Annotated in this window: 10 protein-coding genes; 4 read left to right on the top strand and 6 right to left on the bottom strand. The window is 60.8% G+C overall.

The window, feature by feature from the left end; genetic code table 11:
* Positions 1 to 53: 53 nt before the first annotated feature.
* Complete coding sequence (locus K0F85_RS15940) at positions 54 to 2,882, top strand: TonB-dependent receptor (protein ID WP_219116958.1); 2,829 nt, start codon at positions 54 to 56, stop codon at positions 2,880 to 2,882.
* 84 nt (positions 2,883 to 2,966) lie between these two features.
* On the opposite strand, the gene aroG is transcribed toward K0F85_RS15940, so the two are convergent.
* The 4 genes from aroG to K0F85_RS15920 all read right to left on the bottom strand — a co-directional run bounded on the left by aroG (position 2,967) and on the right by K0F85_RS15920 (position 11,020).
* Positions 2,967 to 4,031, bottom strand: a complete 1,065-nt coding sequence (gene aroG, locus K0F85_RS15935) for a 3-deoxy-7-phosphoheptulonate synthase AroG (RefSeq protein WP_306985094.1) — start codon at positions 4,029 to 4,031, stop codon at positions 2,967 to 2,969.
* A gap of 502 nt (positions 4,032 to 4,533) precedes the next feature.
* Positions 4,534 to 5,994 carry a metalloprotease TldD gene (tldD, locus tag K0F85_RS15930; RefSeq protein WP_219116956.1) on the bottom strand — a complete coding sequence of 487 codons (1,461 nt, stop codon included), beginning with the start codon at positions 5,992 to 5,994 and terminating at the stop codon, positions 4,534 to 4,536.
* A 19-nt stretch (positions 5,995 to 6,013) separates the two neighbouring features.
* Positions 6,014 to 6,814: a carbon-nitrogen hydrolase family protein gene (locus K0F85_RS15925; protein WP_219116955.1), complete on the bottom strand. Its 801-nt coding sequence runs from the start codon at positions 6,812 to 6,814 to the stop codon at positions 6,014 to 6,016.
* Between the two features lie 30 nt (positions 6,815 to 6,844).
* Positions 6,845 to 11,020: a YhdP family protein gene (locus K0F85_RS15920; protein ID WP_306985013.1), complete on the bottom strand. Its 4,176-nt coding sequence runs from the start codon at positions 11,018 to 11,020 to the stop codon at positions 6,845 to 6,847.
* Between the two features lie 260 nt (positions 11,021 to 11,280).
* Between K0F85_RS15920 and glnE the strand changes: the two genes are divergently transcribed.
* The 3 genes from glnE (at position 11,281) to K0F85_RS15905 (ending at position 15,435) form a co-directional block, all read left to right on the top strand.
* On the top strand, positions 11,281 to 14,037 hold the full coding sequence (gene glnE / locus K0F85_RS15915) for a bifunctional [glutamate--ammonia ligase]-adenylyl-L-tyrosine phosphorylase/[glutamate--ammonia-ligase] adenylyltransferase (RefSeq protein WP_374198715.1): 2,757 nt from the start codon (positions 11,281 to 11,283) through the stop codon (positions 14,035 to 14,037).
* A gap of 99 nt (positions 14,038 to 14,136) precedes the next feature.
* Positions 14,137 to 14,613, top strand: coding sequence for a cache domain-containing protein (locus K0F85_RS15910; RefSeq protein WP_219116952.1), 477 nt, complete (start codon positions 14,137 to 14,139; stop codon positions 14,611 to 14,613).
* Positions 14,614 to 14,640: 27 nt separating this feature from the next.
* A complete protein-coding gene (locus K0F85_RS15905) occupies positions 14,641 to 15,435 on the top strand; it encodes a YoaK family protein (RefSeq protein ID WP_219116951.1) in 795 nt (264 codons plus the stop codon).
* 28 nt (positions 15,436 to 15,463) lie between these two features.
* Here the strand turns inward: K0F85_RS15905 and K0F85_RS15900 are convergent, their stop codons facing one another.
* The gene (locus K0F85_RS15900; RefSeq protein ID WP_219116950.1) at positions 15,464 to 17,470 is read right to left on the bottom strand and encodes a S9 family peptidase; all 2,007 of its coding nucleotides are present in this window, start codon (positions 17,468 to 17,470) and stop codon (positions 15,464 to 15,466) included.
* A gap of 123 nt (positions 17,471 to 17,593) precedes the next feature.
* Positions 17,594 to 20,269, bottom strand: coding sequence for a TonB-dependent receptor (locus K0F85_RS15895; RefSeq protein ID WP_219116949.1), 2,676 nt, complete (start codon positions 20,267 to 20,269; stop codon positions 17,594 to 17,596).
* Between the last annotated feature and the right edge of the window lie 537 nt (positions 20,270 to 20,806).

Genomic DNA, 20,806 nt, shown 5'->3' with positions numbered 1-20,806 from the left:
ATTGCCGCCTTTATCACAATAACAAGGAATTTCAGATGATGATAGAAAATGTAATGTCGCGGTCGCTGCGCCTGATGTTTGCAGGCGGCATGGCCCTGAGCATGCACGCCGCCTATGCGCAAGAAACAACAGATGGCACCATGCAACGCGTGGAAGTCACGGGTTCGAGCATCAAGCGCATCGCTTCCGAAGCGTCGCTGCCCGTGCAGTCGTTTAACCAGAAAGACATCAAGAAAACCGGCGTCACCACGGTCACCGATTTCATCCAGCAAATTCCTGCGATGCAGGGCTTCTCCGTAGCCGCCGATTCGGTGGGCGGCGGCGGCGGCGGCGTCACCACGGCGTCGATCCACGATATCGGCGCAGCCTACACGCTGGTGCTGCTGAACGGTCGCCGTATTGCGCCATCCAATTCCGGCACAACCATCGACCTGAACTCGATACCCCTGTCGGCGATTGAGCGCGTGGAAGTGCTGACAGATGGCGCCTCGGCCCTGTATGGCGCCGACGCCATCGCCGGCGTGGTCAACTTCATCCTGAAAAAAGGCGCATCGCCGCTGGAAATCAATGCCAAGTATTCGCGTCCTGAAGAAAAAGGTGGCGCCAGCAACTCGATTTCGATCAGCAAGGGCTTCGGCGACATCGACGAAGACGGCTACAGCATTTTCGTGTCGGCCAGCCATGACGAACAAAAATCGCTGAAAGCATCGCAGCGCAGCTTCGCGAAAAGCGGCATCATCAATTTCAACGATCCGAAGACGGGCAAGGCGCTGCAATTCATCAACGGATCGTCGCGTTCGGCACCGGCCAATGCCAGCGTCAACTACAACCGTACCGATGCGAACGGCAATGTGGTGATCAACCCAGAAACCAACAAACCGTTTGTCGACAGCGTCAACCTCGCCAATCCGTATGCACTGGCCCATGGCGGCAAGTGCGCGCCTAGCAATATGGACTTCTACGGCGACGGTAACTGCTATTTCGACTCGCCGTCAACCATTGAAATCAATCCGGAATCGAAGCGCGACTCGCTGTTCAGTTCGGGTACCGTCAAGCTGGGCAAGACTGGATGGCAGGGTTTCTATGACTTCGCATACACCGAAGCGAGCATCAAGGCCAGTATCGCGCCATACCCGGCCGATTTCTCCATTTCCCCGAATTCGCCACTGTTCAGCAAGTACCTGGCCTCGCAGTTGAGCCCATCGCAACTGGCCAATGCCGTGAGCGGCGTCGCCAAATACCGCCTGTCCGAAATGGGCAACCGGGTGTACGACTACGGCACCAAAGCGACCCACCTCGTCGGTGGCGTGGAAGGCAGTGCATTCGGCTGGGATATCAATACAGCCGTAACCTACTCGAAAAACAAGCAAACGCAGGACTACGTGAGCGGCTTCCCTCTGGCCGACAAGTTCAACGCCCAGATCGACGCCGGTAATATCGACCCGTTCGCCTACCCTGTAGGTTCCATGCCGGACGCCATGCGCCAGGCACTGATGGGTACCGGCTTCAGCGGCACCTACAACACGCAAACAGTGGAAATGAAGGGCGTCGATGGCCGCGCATCGCGTCCCGTGTTCTCGCTGCCGGGCGGCACCGCCATGCTGGGCGTGGGCGCCGACTTCCGCAACACCTCGTACAAAGTGCAACAGGCAGACGTCGCCAAGCAGGCGCAAATCCTGTTTGACAATGCACAAGTCGACAGCGAATACGCACGCGACAATGCAGGCGCATACGCCGAGCTGATGCTGCCGATCTCGAAGAAACTGGAAATGACGGGCTCGCTGCGTTATGACCAGATCGGCGCCATCGATGACAAGCTGACAGGCAAGACGGTAGGCAAGAAGGAAAACGCCACCACCTGGAAAGTCAGCGGCAAGTATTCCGCGACCAAGAACCTGATGTTCCGCGCCGCAGCCGGCACCGGTTTCCGTGCCGCCAGCATGCAGGAAATCGCCGGTCCACTGGAAGACTGGGGCGTCACGGGCGGTAACTACCAATGCCCATTGACGGCAGCGAACGGCATGGGCGGCCACCCTCTGGCCGGCTACTGCAGCGGCGTGGGACGCCAGCAGTTTGAAGCCTTCCAGGGCGGCAATCCGGACCTGAAGCCGGAAACGTCGAAACAGTGGAGCATCGGCACCGTATTCGAGCCGATCAATAGCCTGTCGATGTCCTTCGACCTGTGGAACGTGGAAATCCGCGACCAGGTAACGTCGGTGTCTGAAAGCTTGATCTTCAACAATCCAGCCAAGTATGCCAACCTGTTCACCACCAAGCACATCAGCTCGACCGGCCTCGACGTACTGGCAATCAAACTGCTGCCTATCAACATCGGCAAGGTGGAAAACCGCGGTATCGACTACGACTTCACCCACAAGATGAAGTTGCTGGACGGCCGCCTGACCACTCGCCTGATGGGTACCTACCTGCTGCGTTCGCGCTACACGACGCCGGGCACCGATGATCAATGGGAAACCAGCCTGAATCGTTACGGTTCGAACGACAAGGTCAGCTTCCGCAACATCATCCGCGCCACCAGCACGTATGAGACGGCCAAGTTCACGCATACGCTGAGCGCCAGCTATCGCAATGGCTACACCGACAAGGAACAGACGGTTGACGATTGCGCCGTGATCGTGGCCGGCAGCCCTGGCGAATGCTATGGCATCCAGCTGGAAGTACCGAGCTATACCACCTTCGACTTCCAGACGGCTTACCGTCCACTGAAGAATGTGGAAATCACGGGCGGCATCCTGAACCTGTTCGATCGCAGTCCGCCGTTCACCCTGCGCAACACGGGTTCGCATCAAGTGGGCTACAACCCATCGTACTCGAGCGCCCTGGGCCGCCAGTTCTATCTGAGCGGTTCCTACAAGTTCTAAGCTGATTGCATCTGATTGCAGCTGAAAACTGAAAAAGCCCGGAAAGCTTAGCTTTCCGGGCTTTTTTGCATGCTACACACCACTTTACTCAGCGTCGCCCCGCAGGCGGCGCTGCTTGACGGCCGCTGCCAGGTTTTCCAGCACAGCAACGCTGGCGCTCCAGTCGATGCAGCCATCGGTAACGGATTGGCCATAGATCAATTCCTTGCCCGGGATCAAATCCTGGCGGCCAGCGACCAGGTGCGATTCCACCATCACGCCGACGATGCGGCCATCGCCGCCTGCCACCTGGCTGGCGATATCGGCGCACACGGGAATCTGGTTTTCCGGTTTTTTCGAGCTGTTCGCATGCGAAGCATCGATCATCAGGCGCGCCGCCAGGCCTTGCGCGGCGATGGCCTTGCACGCTTCGTCCACGCTGGCCGCGTCATAGTTGGGCGTCTTCCCACCGCGCAGGATGATGTGGCAATCTTCGTTGCCGTTGGTCGAGACGATGGCCGAGTGGCCGCCTTTCGTGACGGAGAGGAAATGGTGCGGCTGCGAAGCGGCCTTGATGGCTTCCACGGCGATTTTCACATTGCCATCCGTGCCATTCTTGAAGCCGACGGGGCACGACAGTCCCGAAGCCAGCTCGCGGTGCACCTGCGATTCCGTGGTGCGCGCGCCGATGGCGCCCCAGCTGATCAAGTCGGCGATGTATTGCGGGCTGATGACGTCGAGGAACTCGGTGCCGGCCGGCAAGCCCAATTCATTGATATCGCGCAACAGTTCGCGCGCCATGCGCAAGCCGTCGTTGATGCGGAAGCTGTTGTCCATGTACGGATCGTTGATCAGCCCCTTCCAGCCCACCGTGGTGCGCGGTTTCTCGAAGTACACGCGCATGACGATTTCCAGTTCACCGGCGAAACGCGCGCGCTCCTTGACCAGCAGGCGCGCATATTCTATCGCCGCCTTGGTGTCGTGGATGGAGCAAGGCCCGATGACGACCATCAGGCGGTCGTCCTGACCGTGCAAGATGCGGTGCAAGGCGATACGGGCGCTGGCGGCGGTCTGTTCGGCTTGCTCCGAGCAGGCGAATTCGCGGATCAGGTGGGACGGCGGAGTCAGTTCCTTCATTTCGCGAATGCGCAAATCATCGGTGCGGGGCATCATTTTCTCCAAAATTTAAGGATGGGTAAAACATCTGGGTAAAAAAAAACCGCCATCAGTGGCGGTTTTTTAGAATTTGCTGGGATCTCGTTTTGCTGCTACGTGAACCGACCGCTACTCCACCGCCTTTGGGTTGGAATTGCTAAAGTAAAAATAAGCGGTAAAAAAGTGGCGAGCGAACATGCGAGTCATCCCTAAGTGATGAACGACTATAAACCTAAATTGCAAGGGTTGGCAAGCATATTTGTCGGCAAAGCCGCATGTCGCCGCCGTTTTACACTGAAAAATACGCAAAAAAGCATAAAAAGTTGCGCTGTAGCGATACGCATCGGCTGCCTGTCAACGCGGTCGCCGCCGTGACGCACACGCCAGGGCGGCCCTTTTAACGGTGGCAGGCGAGGCACCGTACCCCTCTCGACTACGCGGGCGGGACGGGACGCTTTCTCCGTGCGGAATCGAAGCACACAATATGAGTCGCAGGTGTTTGCGCTTGCCCCCTGGTTCAGGCCGTGCCGCCCACCGTGATGCCATCGAGGCGCAAGGTCGGCTGCCCCACGCCCACGGGCACGCTTTGCCCCTCCTTGCCGCATACGCCCACGCCCGAGTCCAGGCGCATGTCGTTGCCGATCATGGAAACACGGTTGAGTACGTCCGGGCCGTTGCCGATCAGGGTCGCCCCTTTGACCGGGTAGCTGAGCTTGCCGTTTTCGATCATGTACGCTTCGCTGGCCGAGAAGACAAACTTGCCGTTCGTGATATCGACCTGGCCGCCGCCAAAGTTGACGGCATACAAACCGTTTTTGACGGAAGCGAGGATCTCGCCCGGGTCCTTGTCGCCGCCCAGCATATAGGTGTTCGTCATGCGCGGCATGGGCAGGTGGGCGAACGATTCGCGGCGCGCATTGCCTGTCACGGGCATTTTCATCAGGCGCGCATTCATGGTGTCCTGAATGTAGCCCTTCAGGATGCCATCTTCGATCAGGGTCGTGCACTGCGTGGGATTGCCTTCGTCGTCGATATTCAGGGAGCCGCGCCGGCCGGCCAGGGTGCCGTCGTCGACCACGGTGACGCCCTTGGCTGCCACGCGCTCGCCAATGCACCCGGAAAACGCGGACGAACCCTTGCGGTTGAAATCGCCTTCCAGGCCATGGCCGATCGCTTCGTGCAACAGGATGCCGGGCCAACCCGGCCCCAGCACGATGGTCATGGGGCCGGCCGGCGCGGGGCGCGCCTCCAGGTTGACCAGCGCCGAATTGACGGCGTCGGCCGCGTATTGCTCCAGCACGGCATCGCTGAAATAGTCATAGCTGAAACGCCCGCCGCCACCGGCCGAGCCCGTTTCGCGGCGGCCGTTCTGCTCGGCGATCACGGTGAGCGAGACACGCACCAGGGGCCGGATGTCGGCCGCCAGCACGCCATCGCTGCGCAGCACCAGCACCACGTCATATTCACCGGCCAGGCCCGCCATTACCTGCACCACGCGAGGATCTTTCGCGCGCGCCATCTTTTCCACGCGTTCGAGCAACTGCACCTTGGCCGTCGCATCGAGCGAAGCGAGCGGGTCATTGGGCAGGTACAGCGAGCGCCCGCCCTGCGCCAGCGTCTGCCCCGCAATCTTGATCTTGCCGCTTCCCGCGCGCGCAATCGTGCGCGTAGCCGCCGCTGCTTCCAGCAGGGCCCGCTCGGAAATATCGTCGGAATATGCAAAAGCCGTCTTGTCGCCAGACACGGCGCGCACGCCCACGCCCTGGTCGATGGAAAAACTGCCGGTCTTGACGATGCCCTCTTCCAGGCTCCAGCCTTCGCTCCTGGTCGACTGGAAGTACAGGTCGGCATAGTCGACCTTGTGCGTAAACATCGTGCCCAGGGCTTTGAGCAGCTTGTCTTCGTCCAGGCCGAAGGGAGTCAACAGGATATCGCGCGCCACAGCCAGGCTGGACAAATTGGGTTCAAATGGGATCATGGCTATCTATTGTTTACATTTACATGGTGCGGTGGGCTAACGCTGGCAAGGATTCGCGCACGCCGGCCAGGAACGCCAGGTCGATCTCGCCGCTCACCACGCCCTCGCCTTCGGGCAGCACGGCTTTCACTTCGCCCCACGGGTCGATCAGCATGCTGTGGCCCCAGGTGCGCCGGCCGTTCGGATGCAGGCCACCCTGCGCCGAAGCCAGCACATAGCACTGGTTTTCGATGGCGCGCGCGCGCAGCAGCACTTCCCAGTGGGCGCTGCCCGTCGTATGGGTAAACGCGGCAGGCACGACGATCAGCGCGCAATCGCCCATGGCGCGGTACAGTTCGGGAAAGCGCAGGTCGTAGCAGATGGACAGGCCGACCCGACCGAACGGCGTCTCGATGGCGCGCACCTGCACACCGGGCACGATGGTACGCGATTCGTTGTACGACTCGGCGCCGCGCGTAAAACCGAACAGGTGGATCTTGTCGTAGCGGCCGGCCGGCGCGCCTTGCGGGTCGTACACCAGCGTCGTATTGAGGACCTTGCCCTCCTCGCCAGAGATCAGGGGCAAGGTGCCGCCGATCAGCCAGATGCCATGCTGGCGCGCCATCTGCGCCATGCCATCCTGGATAGGTCCGCTGCCGGGCTGTTCCGCATGGGCCAGCTTGTCCGTTTCCTGCTTGCCCATGATGGCCCAGTATTCGGGCAACACCACCAGCTGCGCGCCAGCGGCCGCGGCCTGCGCCACCAGGCGCCGCGCCGTGGCCAGGTTGTCTTCCACGAATGGCGAAGAAATCATTTGTACTGCTGCCACTGTATGCATCATTGCCACCTTTCATCCATTCGAACACCCCGACTATTTCGCCACCGCCTCCCCGGCTGAGGCGGCAGGCACGGCGACAGGCTCCAATTTACCACCATCGAGCTTGGTCACGACGGGCGATTTCCACGGGCCGGCGATACGCATGTGGTAAGTCAGCGCCTTCATCACGGGAGCGCGCAGGAACAATTGCGCCAGAAAACTTCCCAGGCCAATGACAGGGTTGACGGCCAGCGCATATACGAGCGGCCCCGTGCCCAGGTTAAACTCGGGGATCACCACCACATGCAGATTCGTCGTTTCATTGGCGATATCGGCCGTGCCATCCATCAGCACGGTGGCCGCCACGCCATGCATCTTGAGGTTGTCGGTCGTCACCACGCCGCGCTTGATGCTGGCGTTGGCCGTGATGCCGTCGAAGGCCAGGCCTTCGGAAAATACGTCGTGGAAATCGAGTTTCAGCAAACGGGGCAAGGCTTGCAGACTGAGCACGCCCAACAGCTTGGCCGCGCCCGGATCCTGCTTGAGGAACTGGCCCGACTCCACATTCATTTCGATCTGGCCCGACAGGGTGGGAATGTCCAGCGAATACGGCAAGCCATTCCAGGCGATGTCGCCGCTCAGGCGGCCCTTGCCGCGACGCACCGTGTCGGCAAAGCCGAAGCGGTCGAGCAGTTTGCCCGCATCGACGATATCGAGGCCGAAGCGCAGGCTGGTCGTGCTTTGCCCATCCTTGATAACCCATTTGCCATTGCCGCTCAGCGCGCCATCGGCGTTCGACAGTTGCAACTTGCCCACGCGCCATTCACGCCCGCCTGCTGCCATGGTGTTATAGGCTTGCAACTCCAGCCGGCCTATCTTCTTGTTAAACAGTTCAAATTGCTCGGCGATGATATCGAGCGAGGGGATGGATTGGGCGCCGCTTTTGCCTTCCAGCAAATTTTTCACGTCGTTGGCGGCCGACTCCGGAATGATCAGCGACGACAGGCGCGCCGTCATCTTGCCCAATCCGGACGGCGTTTCCAGCCAGGTCACATAACCGGACACCTGTTTCGCGTCTATACTGGCTTGCCACACATCCTTTTGATGCGTGGCGCCCACTACCACGTTTTCCAGCTTGCGCTCACCCAGCATCAGTTCGCTGGCACGGGCCGCCATCAGGTCCGGTACCACGTATTGTGCGATATCGGGCGCATCGTCGGCGTTGCCGCCCGCTTCGGCTGGCGCCGTGCTGCCGGCAATCTCGCTGCCGACGCCGATCCAGCTGTCTACGTCCAGCGTTTTCATATTCACGTTGAGCATCATGCCGCTGTCCGGTTCCGGCGCCGGCACGTTCACGCCGATGCCGCCGCGCACCAGGCGCCAGGCATCCTTGCCCTGCTTCTGGCGCTGGTAGCGCGCAGCGATGCCCGACCCCAGCGCGATGCGGATATCGTCAGTGCGCAGGCCGGCCCCGTTCGCCGCATTGCCCGTCAAAGTGAACTTCACGGGCAGGCTGTCGCTGGCAGGCTTTTTCAGAGGGGCCGGGAAATCCAGGCCCAGGCCCGTCAGCGGCGACTCGACATTGACCACCACCTGGTGGTCGCGCGCCGTGATCAGGCCGCTATAGCGCGCGCCGCCATTCAAATGTTGCGCCAGGCGCTGCAGCACAGGCGAGGGATAGGTCTTGCGCAAGCCATCGATGCTCATGCTGCCGGCGAGTTTCACCTGGATGGAACTGTCCGGCTGCGTGCCGCCCGAGATGGCCAGTGGCCCGCCCAGCAGGTTGCCATTCAAACCATTCAGGTTGACGCCCTTCTCGTTGAACTCGATCTTGCCCTGCGTGCCCAGCACGGGCGGCATGTCGTGGAACAGCACCACATCATTGCCCGCCAGCTGCAAGCTGCCCTGCACGGTCGAGTCCAGCATGCGCTCGATCGGCAGGTGCAGCTTCAATGCCAGCTTGGCGTTGCCCGTCGCTGTCGTTTCATCCGTGAAATGCTCGATCCAGCCCAGCACGGGGCTGGCCGTCACGTATTTGAGGAATTCCTGCATCGGGCCCGCTGCGTTGCCTTCGATGTCGAGCAAGGTATCGAACACGGTCAGGTCGGGGATCACGGCTTTGACATTCGTCAAGGCCACGCCGCCCGTGGTGGCCGTATCGCCGCGAATTTCCATGCGCGCCCGTTCAAACACGAAACTGCCATTGATCTTGTCCGCCTGCGGCCACAGGGGCGCCTTGCCGGCCAGCGGGCCGCTTTCCGCAAATTCGCCGGGCGCATAGTTCAGGGTGCCATTCTCGATCTTGCCGGCCACGCGGAAGTCGCCGCGGTTGCGCTGGGCGGCATTCCGCTGGGCTGGCGTGTCGGCCTTGAAGGGGAAGTGTTCGAGCTCGCCGCGCAGGCGCAGGCTGACATCGCGCGCCACGCCGCCTTCGAGCGCGCCCGTCAGCCAGTGGCGCAGGTGCTCGGGCGTTTGCAGCGGCAAATAGCGGCCGATACTGTTAATCTGGAAATTGTCTATCGTGCCCGTCAAATCGACCTGGCCCAGGTTCTTGCCGTCGAGCGGCATGCGGTGCGTGCCTTGCAAGGCGACGCGCAAGCCTTGCTGATTGAAATCAAGCTTGTCCAGTTCGACTTGCAGCATATTCTCGGCTTCAAACGTCCAGCGCGCCTGCATGGCGAATTGTTCGAACGGCATGACCGGTTCGCTCAAGTACGTGGGCAATTGCAGCACCAGGTCTTGCGCATCGATATGGATGCTGCCGCCCTTGTCGTTGGCGTCGATGCTGCCGCTCAGGTGCTCGAAGCCGGGAATGGCCGGCGCCGCCGCCTGCGCGGGGGCGCTCGCCGTCTTCGCCACTGCCAGGCGCGCCGGCTGCGCATTCAGGCCCAGGTCGATGAGCTTGCCGCGCAAACGGTAACTGGCGGGCGTGGCCATCTCGCCTTCCCATTGCGCTGAAAAATCCTGCAAGCGCCCGCGCGGCGCCAGGGCGTCGAGGCGCTGGCGCTGCTGCTCGCCCAGCGGCAGCTTGTCGGCCAGCGCCGCCAGGGTTTGCAAATCGAGCGACTTGGCCGTGATTTCCGTGCGCGCCGGCTTGCGCCTGGTGGCGGCAACAAAGCGTTCGGATAGGGTCGTGGGCGGCAGGCTGAGGCCATCGCGCGTTTCCACTGCGAAATTCGTCAGCTCCACCTGATGCCCATTCGCGCCAAAGGTTGGCTTGCCGTCCGGCACCTGCGCCGACAGCTCTTCCTTGGCCGAAATGCGCCCGCTGACCGACAGCAGGTCGAGCGGGGCGATATGCCGCCCCAGTTGCGCCTGCACATCGGCCAGACCCACGTCGGCAGTGAAACCGGCGAGGCGGGCGTGATCCAGGCTCAGCCAGGCGCGCAGGGCACCCTTGCCCTGGCTCAGCTCGAACGGATAATCGAGGTAGCGGCGCCAGGCGGCCAGGTCGGCATTTTTCAGGTCGGCGTACAGCTCGCCCTTCCACATCGACACATCCGAGATGCGCGTGCTGAAGGGCGGATGCGTGAAGTGAGCGCGCACATCGATGGGCGCGGCCAGGCTGGCCGGCGGCGTGGCCTGCAAGCCCAGTTGGTGGCTGCGCCAGCGGTTGCGCAGCAGCAAATTGACCTGGGACAAAGCCAGCTCGGGTGTGCCGCGTGCTTCGTCCGTCCAGCGCACCTTGCCATCGCGAATGATGATGTCATGCTGCGACAGCAGCCAGTCGGCGCCCTTGCCATCGCTGCCTTGCGTGCTGTCGATCAAGACGCCCGCCACATACAGCTTGCCATCCTTGCTGCGCCGCACGTCCAGGTCGGGCCGCGTGATTTCCAGGGTCGTGAAACGCACGGAACCGAGCACGCTCCACCATGACACGGTGGCCGAGACGCTCGGCAGACTCAGCGCCTGGCGGCCCGCCTGGTCGCGCAGGCTCACGTCGCCGAGGAAGAGATTCGGGCGCACGCCATGCCACGAGGCATAAATACGCGCGATACTGACAGGGTTGCCCAGCGCGCGGCTGGCCGCCCGCTCGATATCGCCTTTGTAATAATCGATATTCGGCAAGATGGCGTAGCGCAGGAATAAAAACAGCACGGCGAAGGCGAAATACGCCAGCAGCACCAGTTTGATGGCAAGACCCAACACATGATGGGTGGCCAGGTTGGCCATGCGATAGGCGGCACGCAGCCGCTGCCAGCGCAGGGCCAATGGCACATGTTCTGTCACGCTTGCTTCTGGCGGTTTTTGCATCAATAAGCTAATAAACTGGCCCGGCGTCAAATAATGGCAAAAATCGTCTGCATTCGTGGGGCGCACCTGCATCCTTGCGCTTGCTTCTGAGCATAGCCTCCCTTACCATCGTCCGGAAGAGCACGCACTGCTGGCGGCATATGCGCCAGCGGCACAATTTTACCGCATCCCCCGCCGTTCGCAGCCAAGTTAAACAAGAACATGCAAGCAGCATCCACGAGACACTTACCGACACCATGAGCACACAGCCTTTGATCTCCGCCTCCCGTTTCTACCAGCGCTGGCTGGACGCCGCCCCCGAGCGCGCCGCGCAACTGGCGCAACTGGTGCGCGCGCCGCTGGACGGGCTCGATTTTGCCGCCGCGCTGGCCGACCAATCGAACGCCGCCAGGCCGCCGCTGCCGCCCGAGCGGGCCATGCGCCGCCTGCGCAACCTGCTCGTCTGCGGCCTGATCGCACGCGATCTTGACGGCCAGGCGGACTTGAACGAAGTCGTGACAGCCATGACGGGCTTTGCCGATTTCGCCATCCGCACGCATGTGGACGCCATCATGGCCGAGATGGTGGCCCTGCACGGCATGCCGGTCGGCGAGGAATCGGGCGAGGAACAGGCGTTGATGGTGTTGGCGATGGGCAAACAGGGCGGCGGCGAGCTGAACGTCTCGTCGGATATCGACCTGATCTTTGTTTACCCGGAAGATGGCGACACGCAAGCAACCCTGCCGGGCCAGCGCAGCCTGTCCAACCACGAGTTTTTCATTCGCATGGGCAAAAAACTGATCGCCGCCCTGGCCGAGATCACGCAAGACGGTTTTACTTTCCGCGTCGACATGGCGCTACGCCCGAACGGCAATTCAGGCCCGCTGGCGGCCAGCCTGAGCATGGTAGAGCAATACCTGATCGTGCAAGGGCGCGAATGGGAGCGCTATGCCTGGGTCAAAGCGCGCGCCGTGACGGGCAAGCCGGCAGATATCGCCTCGCTCGACGCCATCGTGCGTCCCTTCGTCTTCCGCCGCTACCTCGATTTCGGCGTCATCGATGCCATCCGCACCATGCACGGCCAGATCCGCGCCGAGGTCAACCGCCAGGAGCGTTTGCATCCGGACCGCAGCAACAACGTCAAGCTGGGCCGTGGCGGCATCCGTGAAATCGAATTCCTGGCGCAAGTATTTCAATTGATACGCGGCGGGCGCGATGCCGAGCTGCGCGAGCGCTCTACGCGCGACACCTTGCGCACGGTGGCAGACAAGGGCTTGCTGGAGCCGGCTATCGTGGAACAGCTGCTCGCTTCCTACACGTTCCTGCGCAACCTTGAACACCGGCTGCAATACCTGGACGATGCGCAAACGCATACCCTGCCCGCGAATGACGCCGACCGTCTGAGCGTGGCACAAATGATGGGCTTGCCCGACACGCCCGCCCTGCTGGCCCAGCTGGAAGCGCACCGCGTGTTTGTCGCCGGTCAATTCGACGAAATGTTCAGCGACAAGAGCAGCGGCACGCCGCCGGCCGACTCGGGCATCGACCCGCAAACCTCGAACGATTGCGCCGCCTCCGACCAGCAAGAAGCCATCGAGGCGCGCTTCGCCGCCCTGGGTTTCCATGAACCCGTCGCCTGCGCACGCCGTTTGCTGGCCACGTGGCAGGCGCCGCGTTTGCAATCCTTGCCCGAGGCAAGCCGCACGCGCCTGGTGGCCCTTGTCAATTCCGCCCTGCCCCTGATCACCGATTGCTCCGTTTCCAACGGTAACGCCAGCCAGCTGGCCACTCTGGGCCGGCTGCTCGACTTTTTGGAAGCCATCGCGCGCCGCTCGGCCTATCTGTCGCTGCTGACGGAATACCCGCACACGCTCGAGCGCGTCGTGCGCATGGTGTGCGCCAGCGGCTGGGCCGCCACCTTCCTCACCCAGCACCCGATACTGCTCGATGAACTGCTCGATGAACGCATCCGCAACACGGTGCCGGACCCTGCCGCACTGGCGCTGGACCTGCAACGCCAGCTCGACGACGCGCCCGGCGACACGGAGCGGCAGATGGATATCCTGCGCGAAACACACCACGCGCAGCTGTTCCAATGCCTGGCGCAAGACCTGGCGGGCGACCTGAGCGTGGAAAAGCTGGCCGACTACCTGTCGCAGCTGGCCGACATCATCGTCGCCGCCACCGTGCCAGCCGTCTGGCAAACCTTGCCCACACGCCACCGCGAAGTGCCGAAGTTCGCCGTCATCGCATATGGCAAACTGGGCGGCAAGGAACTGGGTTATGTCTCGGACCTGGACGTCATCTTCCTGTTCGACGACGACGACCAGGAAGCACCCGGCCTGTACGCGAAACTGGCGCAGCGTTTCATTACCTGGATGACCTCGCACACTTCGGCCGGCATCCTGTTCGACATCGATATCGCCCTGCGCCCCGATGGCGCCTCGGGCATGCTGGTCTCCAGCGTGCAAGCCTTCGAGCGCTACCAGGGCAGCGCCGCCTGGGTGTGGGAACACCAGGCGCTCACGCGCGCGCGCTTCTGCGCCGGCGACGTCAGCATCGGCAAGCACTTCGAACGCATCCGAGACACCATCTTGCGCAAGGAAAGGCCGGAAAACGGTCCGCTCAAGGGCGAAGTGGTGGCCATGCGCAAGAAAATGCTCGATGCGCATCCGCCCCGCCCCGGCAGCTTTGATTTGAAACAGGACCCGGGCGGCATGATCGACATCGAATTCATGGTGCAATACCTGGTGCTGCAGCATGCGGCGCAATTTCCGCAGCTGACGGCCAACTCGGGCAATATCGCCCTGCTGCGCCTGTGCGGCGAACTGGGGCTGATCGACGCCCAACTGGCCGCCCTGGTCGCCGACGCCTACCGCACACTGCGCAAGCTCCAGCACCAGATGCGCCTGCAGGGGCAAGACCTGGCCCGGGTGGAACCGGAACGGGTGCGCGTGCATGCGGACAATGTGATGTGTCTGTGGCACACGATCTTTCCCGCAACGATTGCATAAGGCCGGCGGCGGCGTATGATACGTACAGGCAATTCCACTTCCGAGTAGTGCCTGCCAACAGGCCGCGCCGGGTTTGCCTATCATCCCAGGAGACAGCGTATGAAGACTAGCGTAAAAACGGGCATCCATGCCCTCGTTGCCAGTTGCATCATTTGCGCCATGCCGGCAGCGGCATGGGCCGCCCCCAAGGGCAGCGCGGACGAAGCCATCGCCATGACCAAGCGCGCCGTGGCCATGATCAAGGCCGATGGCAAGGAAAAGGCCTTTGCCGCCATTGCCGATCCCGCCAACACCAGCTTCCATGACCGCGACCTGTACATTTATGTGTACGACATGAATGGCGTCACCCTGGCGCACGGCAACAATCCCAAGATGGTCGGCAAGAACCTGATCGACCTGAAGGACAATGAAGGCAAGCCCATCGTCAAGTCGCTGATCGCCACGGCGAGCACGCCGGCCGGGCGCGGCTGGGTAGACTTCAAGTGGCCCAATCCGCTGACCAAGGTGGTCGAGCAAAAATCCGGCTACATCGAACGGGTCGACAATATGATTGTCGGTTCCGGCATCTATAAATAAGCCACGGCAAGAGGAAACCGCAGCCGCATGCCGCTCCATTATCTGTCCCGCCTGAGCGGATCGGCGCGCGATACGCAAGCCAACCTGCAGCTGGGATGCGTGCTGGCGCTGGTGGCAGGCGCCGTGAATGCGGGCGGCTTTCTCGCCATCGGCGGCTATACCTCGCACATGACGGGCATCGTTTCAGGTATGGCCGATGACCTGGCATTGGGCAATATCACGCTGGCCTTGGCCGCGCTGGGCGCCTGGCTGGCCTTCGTCAGCGGCGCGGCCGTGACGGCCATCATGGTGAACTGGGGCAAGCGGCGGCGGTTGCACAGCCAGTTTGCCGCCAGCCTGATGCTGGAAGCGGCATTGCTGCTGCTGTTCGGCCTGGCGGGCAGCTACCTGGCCGCCATGCCCGACTTGCTGGGCCCCGTCACCATCTTGCTGTTATGCTTTGTCATGGGTTTGCAAAACGCCATCATCACCAAGATTTCGGGTGCCGTCATCCGCACCACGCACGTGACGGGCTTGTCCACCGATATCGGCATCGAGCTGGGCAAGATGGCCTATTACAACCGCAGGGAATTGCCGGACCGGGTAGTTAAGGTCAACCGCGGCAAGCTGAGAACGCACAGCCTGCTGATCAGCTGCTTCTTCATCGGCGGCGTCAGCGGCGCACTGGCCTTCAAGCACATCGGCTTTCCCGCCGCCACCATCATCCTCGCCGGCGTATTGACCCTGCTGTCCGGCGTGCCCGTGCTGCGCGACTTGCGCCTGCTGTGGCGCTTCTACCGGCGCCGCTTGTGGAAGCAAAAATGCCGTCCAGACCAGGTCTGAACGGCATCACCTTACATGCTGCGCTGAATTACTGCTGTGCAGTCTTGTTGCCAGCGGCAGGACCGATGTAGCGGTTAATGAAGCTGTACACGGCTTCACCCCACTTGATGTTGTTGCTTTCCTTGGACCAGCCATGGCCTTCGCCCGTCATCACCATCCATTCGACCGTATTGCCCTGCTTGAGCAACTGGTCGCGCATTTTCTCGCCATGGATCAGGGGCACGCGGCGGTCTTCGCTGCCATAGGCCATCAGCACCGGCGCCTTGATCTTGTCCGCATGATCGATCGCAGATACCTTACGGAAATACGCGTCGTCGGTCTTCGGATCGCCGTGCATTTTCGTGCCGATGTTGTCCATCACCGGGCCGGAGACATCCGACCAGTTGACGGTGAACAACATTTTCACATCCGTCACGCCCACCCAGTTGATGCCGCATTTGTACAGGTCCGGATTTTTCACCAGGCCGTACATAGTGGCATAGCCGCCGTAGCTGGCGCCGATGATGCAGACGCGGTTGCGGTCGACGACGCCCTGCTTGACCAGTTCCTCGATGCCGTCCGTTATGTCGTCCTGCATGGCCAGGCCCCATTGCTTCCAGCCCGCCGTATGGTGTTTCCAGCCCAAGCCGGTCGACATGCGGAATTGCGGCTGCATCACGGCAAAGCCGCGCGAAGCGAGCATCTGCGTGATCGGATCGTAGCCAAAGCTGTCGCGCGCATGCGGGCCACCGTGGATATACGCCACCAACGGCAGGGCCTTGGGCGTGCGGCCTTCCGGCAAGGTCAGGTAGGCCGGGATGGTCAGGCCATCGCGCGCCTTGTAGTGAATGACCGTCTGCTCGGAAAGCTTCTTGCCGTCCAGTGAGGGCTTGACGCTGTACAACGGCTCCAGCGTCTTCTTCAAGGTATCGAAGTAATACAGCTTGCCCACGTTGTTGACGCCAGTGGAGACCACGACGGCGCGGTTGCCGCGCCACTGGAATTCCACGTGCTCGCCAGGCAGGCTGGCGTCAAGCGAAGCCTGCAGGCGCGCATAATCTTCGTCAAAGTAATACATTTCCGGCTTCATGCCATTGACGGCCACGCCCACCACCTTCTTGCGCGCTTCGTCAAAGACCAGGCCGCCCGCGATGTCGACTTCCGCATGCTCGGCGATCAGCTCGCCCGCCGTGTTGTTGGCGCTGTTCCAGATATGCACGCTGGCCTTGTCGCGGCCATTGAAACGTCCCGCCACGAACAGGGTCTTGTTATCGAAATCAAATCCCAGCGGATTCATTTCCTTGCCTTCATCCAGATACGCTTTGTAAATCGCTTTCCACGGCGCCTTCTCGTCATCGCGAAGGTATACGGTCTGCACGATGCGCTTGCTGCCGTCTTCCACCGTCATGGCCGATGCCACGCGGATCACATTATTATGGTCCAACACCCAGCCACTGACGGCGCCCGGATTATTAAAGGTCAACAAGGCCATGCGGCCGTTTGTCGTATCCAGGCGGAACACATCGCTGGCGCCCAGGTCGGCATCGCGGCCCCGTTCATTGTTGACGACGATCAAGTCGTTACTATCGCCACCAACGCGCTGCAGCACGGACACGGGCTTGTACGGCATGCCCGTGCTCATCGATTCCTTCACACTGATGACCAGTTTACGGAAACCGCTGCCGTCGCTATTGACGGCAAACAAACCACCACCAGTCTGTTTTTCCAACACTTCTTCGCTGCCCTTACTGATGCTGAACACCAGGCGCTTGTTGTTGACCCAGATGGGATTGGCCACGTTCCAGTCCGGATCGGAAGCCACCACGGTCGAGGCCCGCGTATCGAGATTGATGACCGCTAGCACAAAGCGGCCATTGCGCGGCGTCAACACCGCCATGCTTTGCCCATCGGGCGACAGGATGGGGCGGCCGCTGAATTCCGCCTTCTTGAAGAATTCGGCGATGGGAATGGATTCGTCGGCGCGCACGCTGGCGCTGTACAAGCCGCTGCTGAGTAACAAGGTGCTAAGCACGACAGGAATGATGCGTCGGTTCAAGACAGTCTCCTCGATAAAAACAATGACATTAATTTCCTTAAGGCAAATATGCGCCGCTTGCCCACCAGGATAAAAAAAGGCGCCGTCACCTCACGGCCACGGCGCCTTTTTCATCACGCGCGATTACTTGAAGCTGTAATCAGCCGTGATTTGGAAATAACGGCCCATCGCGCTATGCAGCGACGAGAAGTAGTTCGCCGTGCCGTTCGGATGGAAAGGCGGTTTGCGGTCGAAGGCGTTCTGGATAGCAAAGCTCAGCTTGGTGTTCTTGAAGCCGCTGTAGCTGCCGCCCAGGTTCACCACCGTGAACGATGGAATCCCTTTGCACAGCTCCGGGAAGCCTTCGGTTTCCAGTACGCAATCTTGCGTACGGTCAGCAACCGATGCCATCTTGCTGATGAAGACCGTATCTGCTGACAAGGCGTAGGCCGCTTTCTTCCACGCCAGGCCCAGGGTAGCTTGCACCGACGGCGTGCCGCGGGTGCCAGCGTACTCGATCAGGCCGTCGGTTGGCGACGGCGCGTTCTTGAACGACTGCATGTGGCTAACGTTCAGGGTTGGCTGCAAGCTGCCGTACTCGCCCATGTTGATACGGCCCGTCAACTTCAAGTCCACGCCACGGATCTGGGTCACTGCGACGTTGGTCAGCAACATCTTGATGTTGGTGATTTCACCGGCGGTAGCACCGGCGAGCTTGTCGGCGGCGGTCAGCGGATCACGCGTGATGGCAACGGCCGGGTCGCCAGCGTAGCGGCCAGGATCGGACAGTACCTTGTCCAGATCATAGGTGCTGATTTCGTTGACGCGCTTGATCTGCCACAGATCGATCGTCGCCAGAAACGACGAGCTTGGTTCCCAGGCCAGGCCCAGGGTGTAGCTCTTCGCCGTTTCCGGTTTCAGCTCCGGATTCGCGCCGCTTTGATACGGGCTGGAAGTGGAGCAGCCCAGCGTGTATTGGGCGTTGCAACGGTATGGATCGCGAATCGAGACAAAGGCATTGCGCACGTCGGTGGAGTTTTCCACCAGGGTCGGTGCACGGAAGCCTTCAGCATAGGTGCCGCGCACCATGAACGCTGGCGTCACGCTCCACTTCAAGCCCACTTTCGGCGTAGTCGAATTGCCGTAATCGGAGTAGTGATCGTGACGCACTGCCACCTGAGCTTCCAGCGATTTCAGCAGGGGAATCGTCGATTCCGCGTAGATCGAGGAAATGTTGCGGTCATTCGAAAAGCCTGGCGGCAATTGCGCCTGGTGATAGAACTCGCCTTCCACGGCGAGCGGATCGGGCGACGTGCTCAGGCTCTCGCGACGGAACTCGGTACCGACCGCCAGGCCGACGGCGCCAGCAGGCAAGTTGAACAGTTCACCAGAAATCTTGCCATCAATTTGCGTCAGGCTGGACTTGAACGTGTTTTTCGAACTGGCCGTGATCGAGTCATACAAGGCCTGGTTGGCTGCACCGCCGCCAAAGATGAAAGTACCGTTCTTGTAGGCATTGACGAAAGGCGTCAGCATGATCGCGCTGGTATTGCGCGAAGTCACTTGGCTATCCGTACGCAACAGGGCAGTTTCCCAATCCCAGTTCTTGAAGTCACCTTTGACACCGACCAGGTAGCGACCGAAGTCGGTAGTGTTGTCCTGGCCCTGACCAGGGAAGTCGCGCAGCGAAGCGCGCACGCGCACGGTGCCGTTACCACCTGCCAGCGTTTTGCCGTCAGGACCGATCAGATCTTTCGGATATTGAGGATGCGTGATCGGCAAGGCTGGCGTCACTTGGCCAGTCTGGCCGGCAACCCAGTGCAGCAGACCGGTGACGGTGGCTTTGTTGCGGTTGAACATCAGCTCGCTGAACACGGTGGTACTAGCGGTCGGCTGCCAAGTCAGGCGGCTGGTGATGCCGAAACGGTCGGTCTTGCCAGCGGAATTGATGGAGCTGTCCTGGAAGTCATCGAATACGCAAGCATTGCCGACGGCGCCAACGGCCAGCACGGGCGAGGCGGGGACCAGGCGGTCTGCCGGGCAGTTGTTGTCCAGTGTGCGCGAGACCAGCTTGTTGGTAGCCTTGTCGGTCCAGTAGATATTGCCTGGGTAGGTGTACAGCGAGCGGCGGTCCTTGTAGCCATATGCGCGCAGATCCTGCGTGCTCAGGTAGCCATCGCGCTTGCGCAGGTACATCGGATCGCGCTGGCGCACGTCCAGGGTAGCGTAGGCATTGAAATGGTCCTTGACCAGGCTGCCGGCACCAAAGCTGATGGTGGCACGCTTCTGTTCGCCATCGCTGCGGCTGGACTGGCCCAGCGAGCCGCCCACTTCCAGGCCCTCGAAGCTGTCGCGCAGGATGATGTTGACCACGCCGGCCATGGCTTCCGAACCGTAAATGGCCGATGCGCCGTCTTTCAGGATTTCAATACGCTCCACCGCGCCCACGGGAATCGAGTTCAAGTCGACAAACGTCGTCTGGAATTCAGGCTGCGCGTAAGGCGCCAGGCGGCGGCCGTTGATCAGGGTCAGGGTTGCCTGGCTGCCGAAACCGCGCAGGTTCAGGCCGGCGGCGCCAGCGCTGAAACCGTTGGTGCGGTTTTCGTCGATACCGCCGACGTTCGACGAAATCGTGCGCAGCACTTCATTGAGCGACGTCGCGCCACCACGCGTGAGTTCATCACGCGTGATGATCTGCACTGGCGAAGCCGATTCCAGCGTAATGCGGCGCACGTTCGAGCCGGTCACATACACTTTTTGCACCGGGCTGCCATCGGCCTCGACTGCAGCCTTCGCCGGCGCCGCCGCCTGAGGTCCCATGCTGGCGTCCTGCGCATGAGCTACTTGAGTCAACAAACTGGTACCGGCAATTACGCCCAGCGCCAAGCGAACCAAGACCACACTAGATTTTTCTCTGATGAACATTACTCTTCCCTTTGTGCTTTTTTATATAGTCAGTTTTGTTATTGCAACTCAGATTCAGGCAGCCAGCGGCGTTACATATTCCAGGCAGGCAATACGTGTCCCAAACGCGGTCATGCGTTGTCTGCATGAAACTTTATTATGCATGCAAGTTTTTTCATTTTGTTACAAATGTTAGTTTATGTTGCTATAAAACGACTTGACGAAATATTAAATATTAAATATTAAATTTACCGATATTAAGCTTGGAAAATATCGATAAATTAGAATTAAATTTAACAGGGTAAATAGTTTCCAGTTTGGCATTTACGTTCTTGTCAGAATCATGTAAGGCTGAGGACAATTGGTTTTTATTACAACTGAGAATGACAATAGCGGTCTGCGAGGCAAGCGGAATGGGGCACGGCAGCAGGATGCTGCGGCAGAATGGAGCGA

Origin of the sequence: Janthinobacterium sp. UMAB-56, assembly GCF_900095265.1 — a bacterium.
Classification (GTDB): Bacteria; Pseudomonadota; Gammaproteobacteria; order Burkholderiales; family Burkholderiaceae_D; genus Janthinobacterium.
Note: the sequence above shows the minus strand (reverse complement) of the source record. Positions and strands in the feature narration are given on the sequence as shown.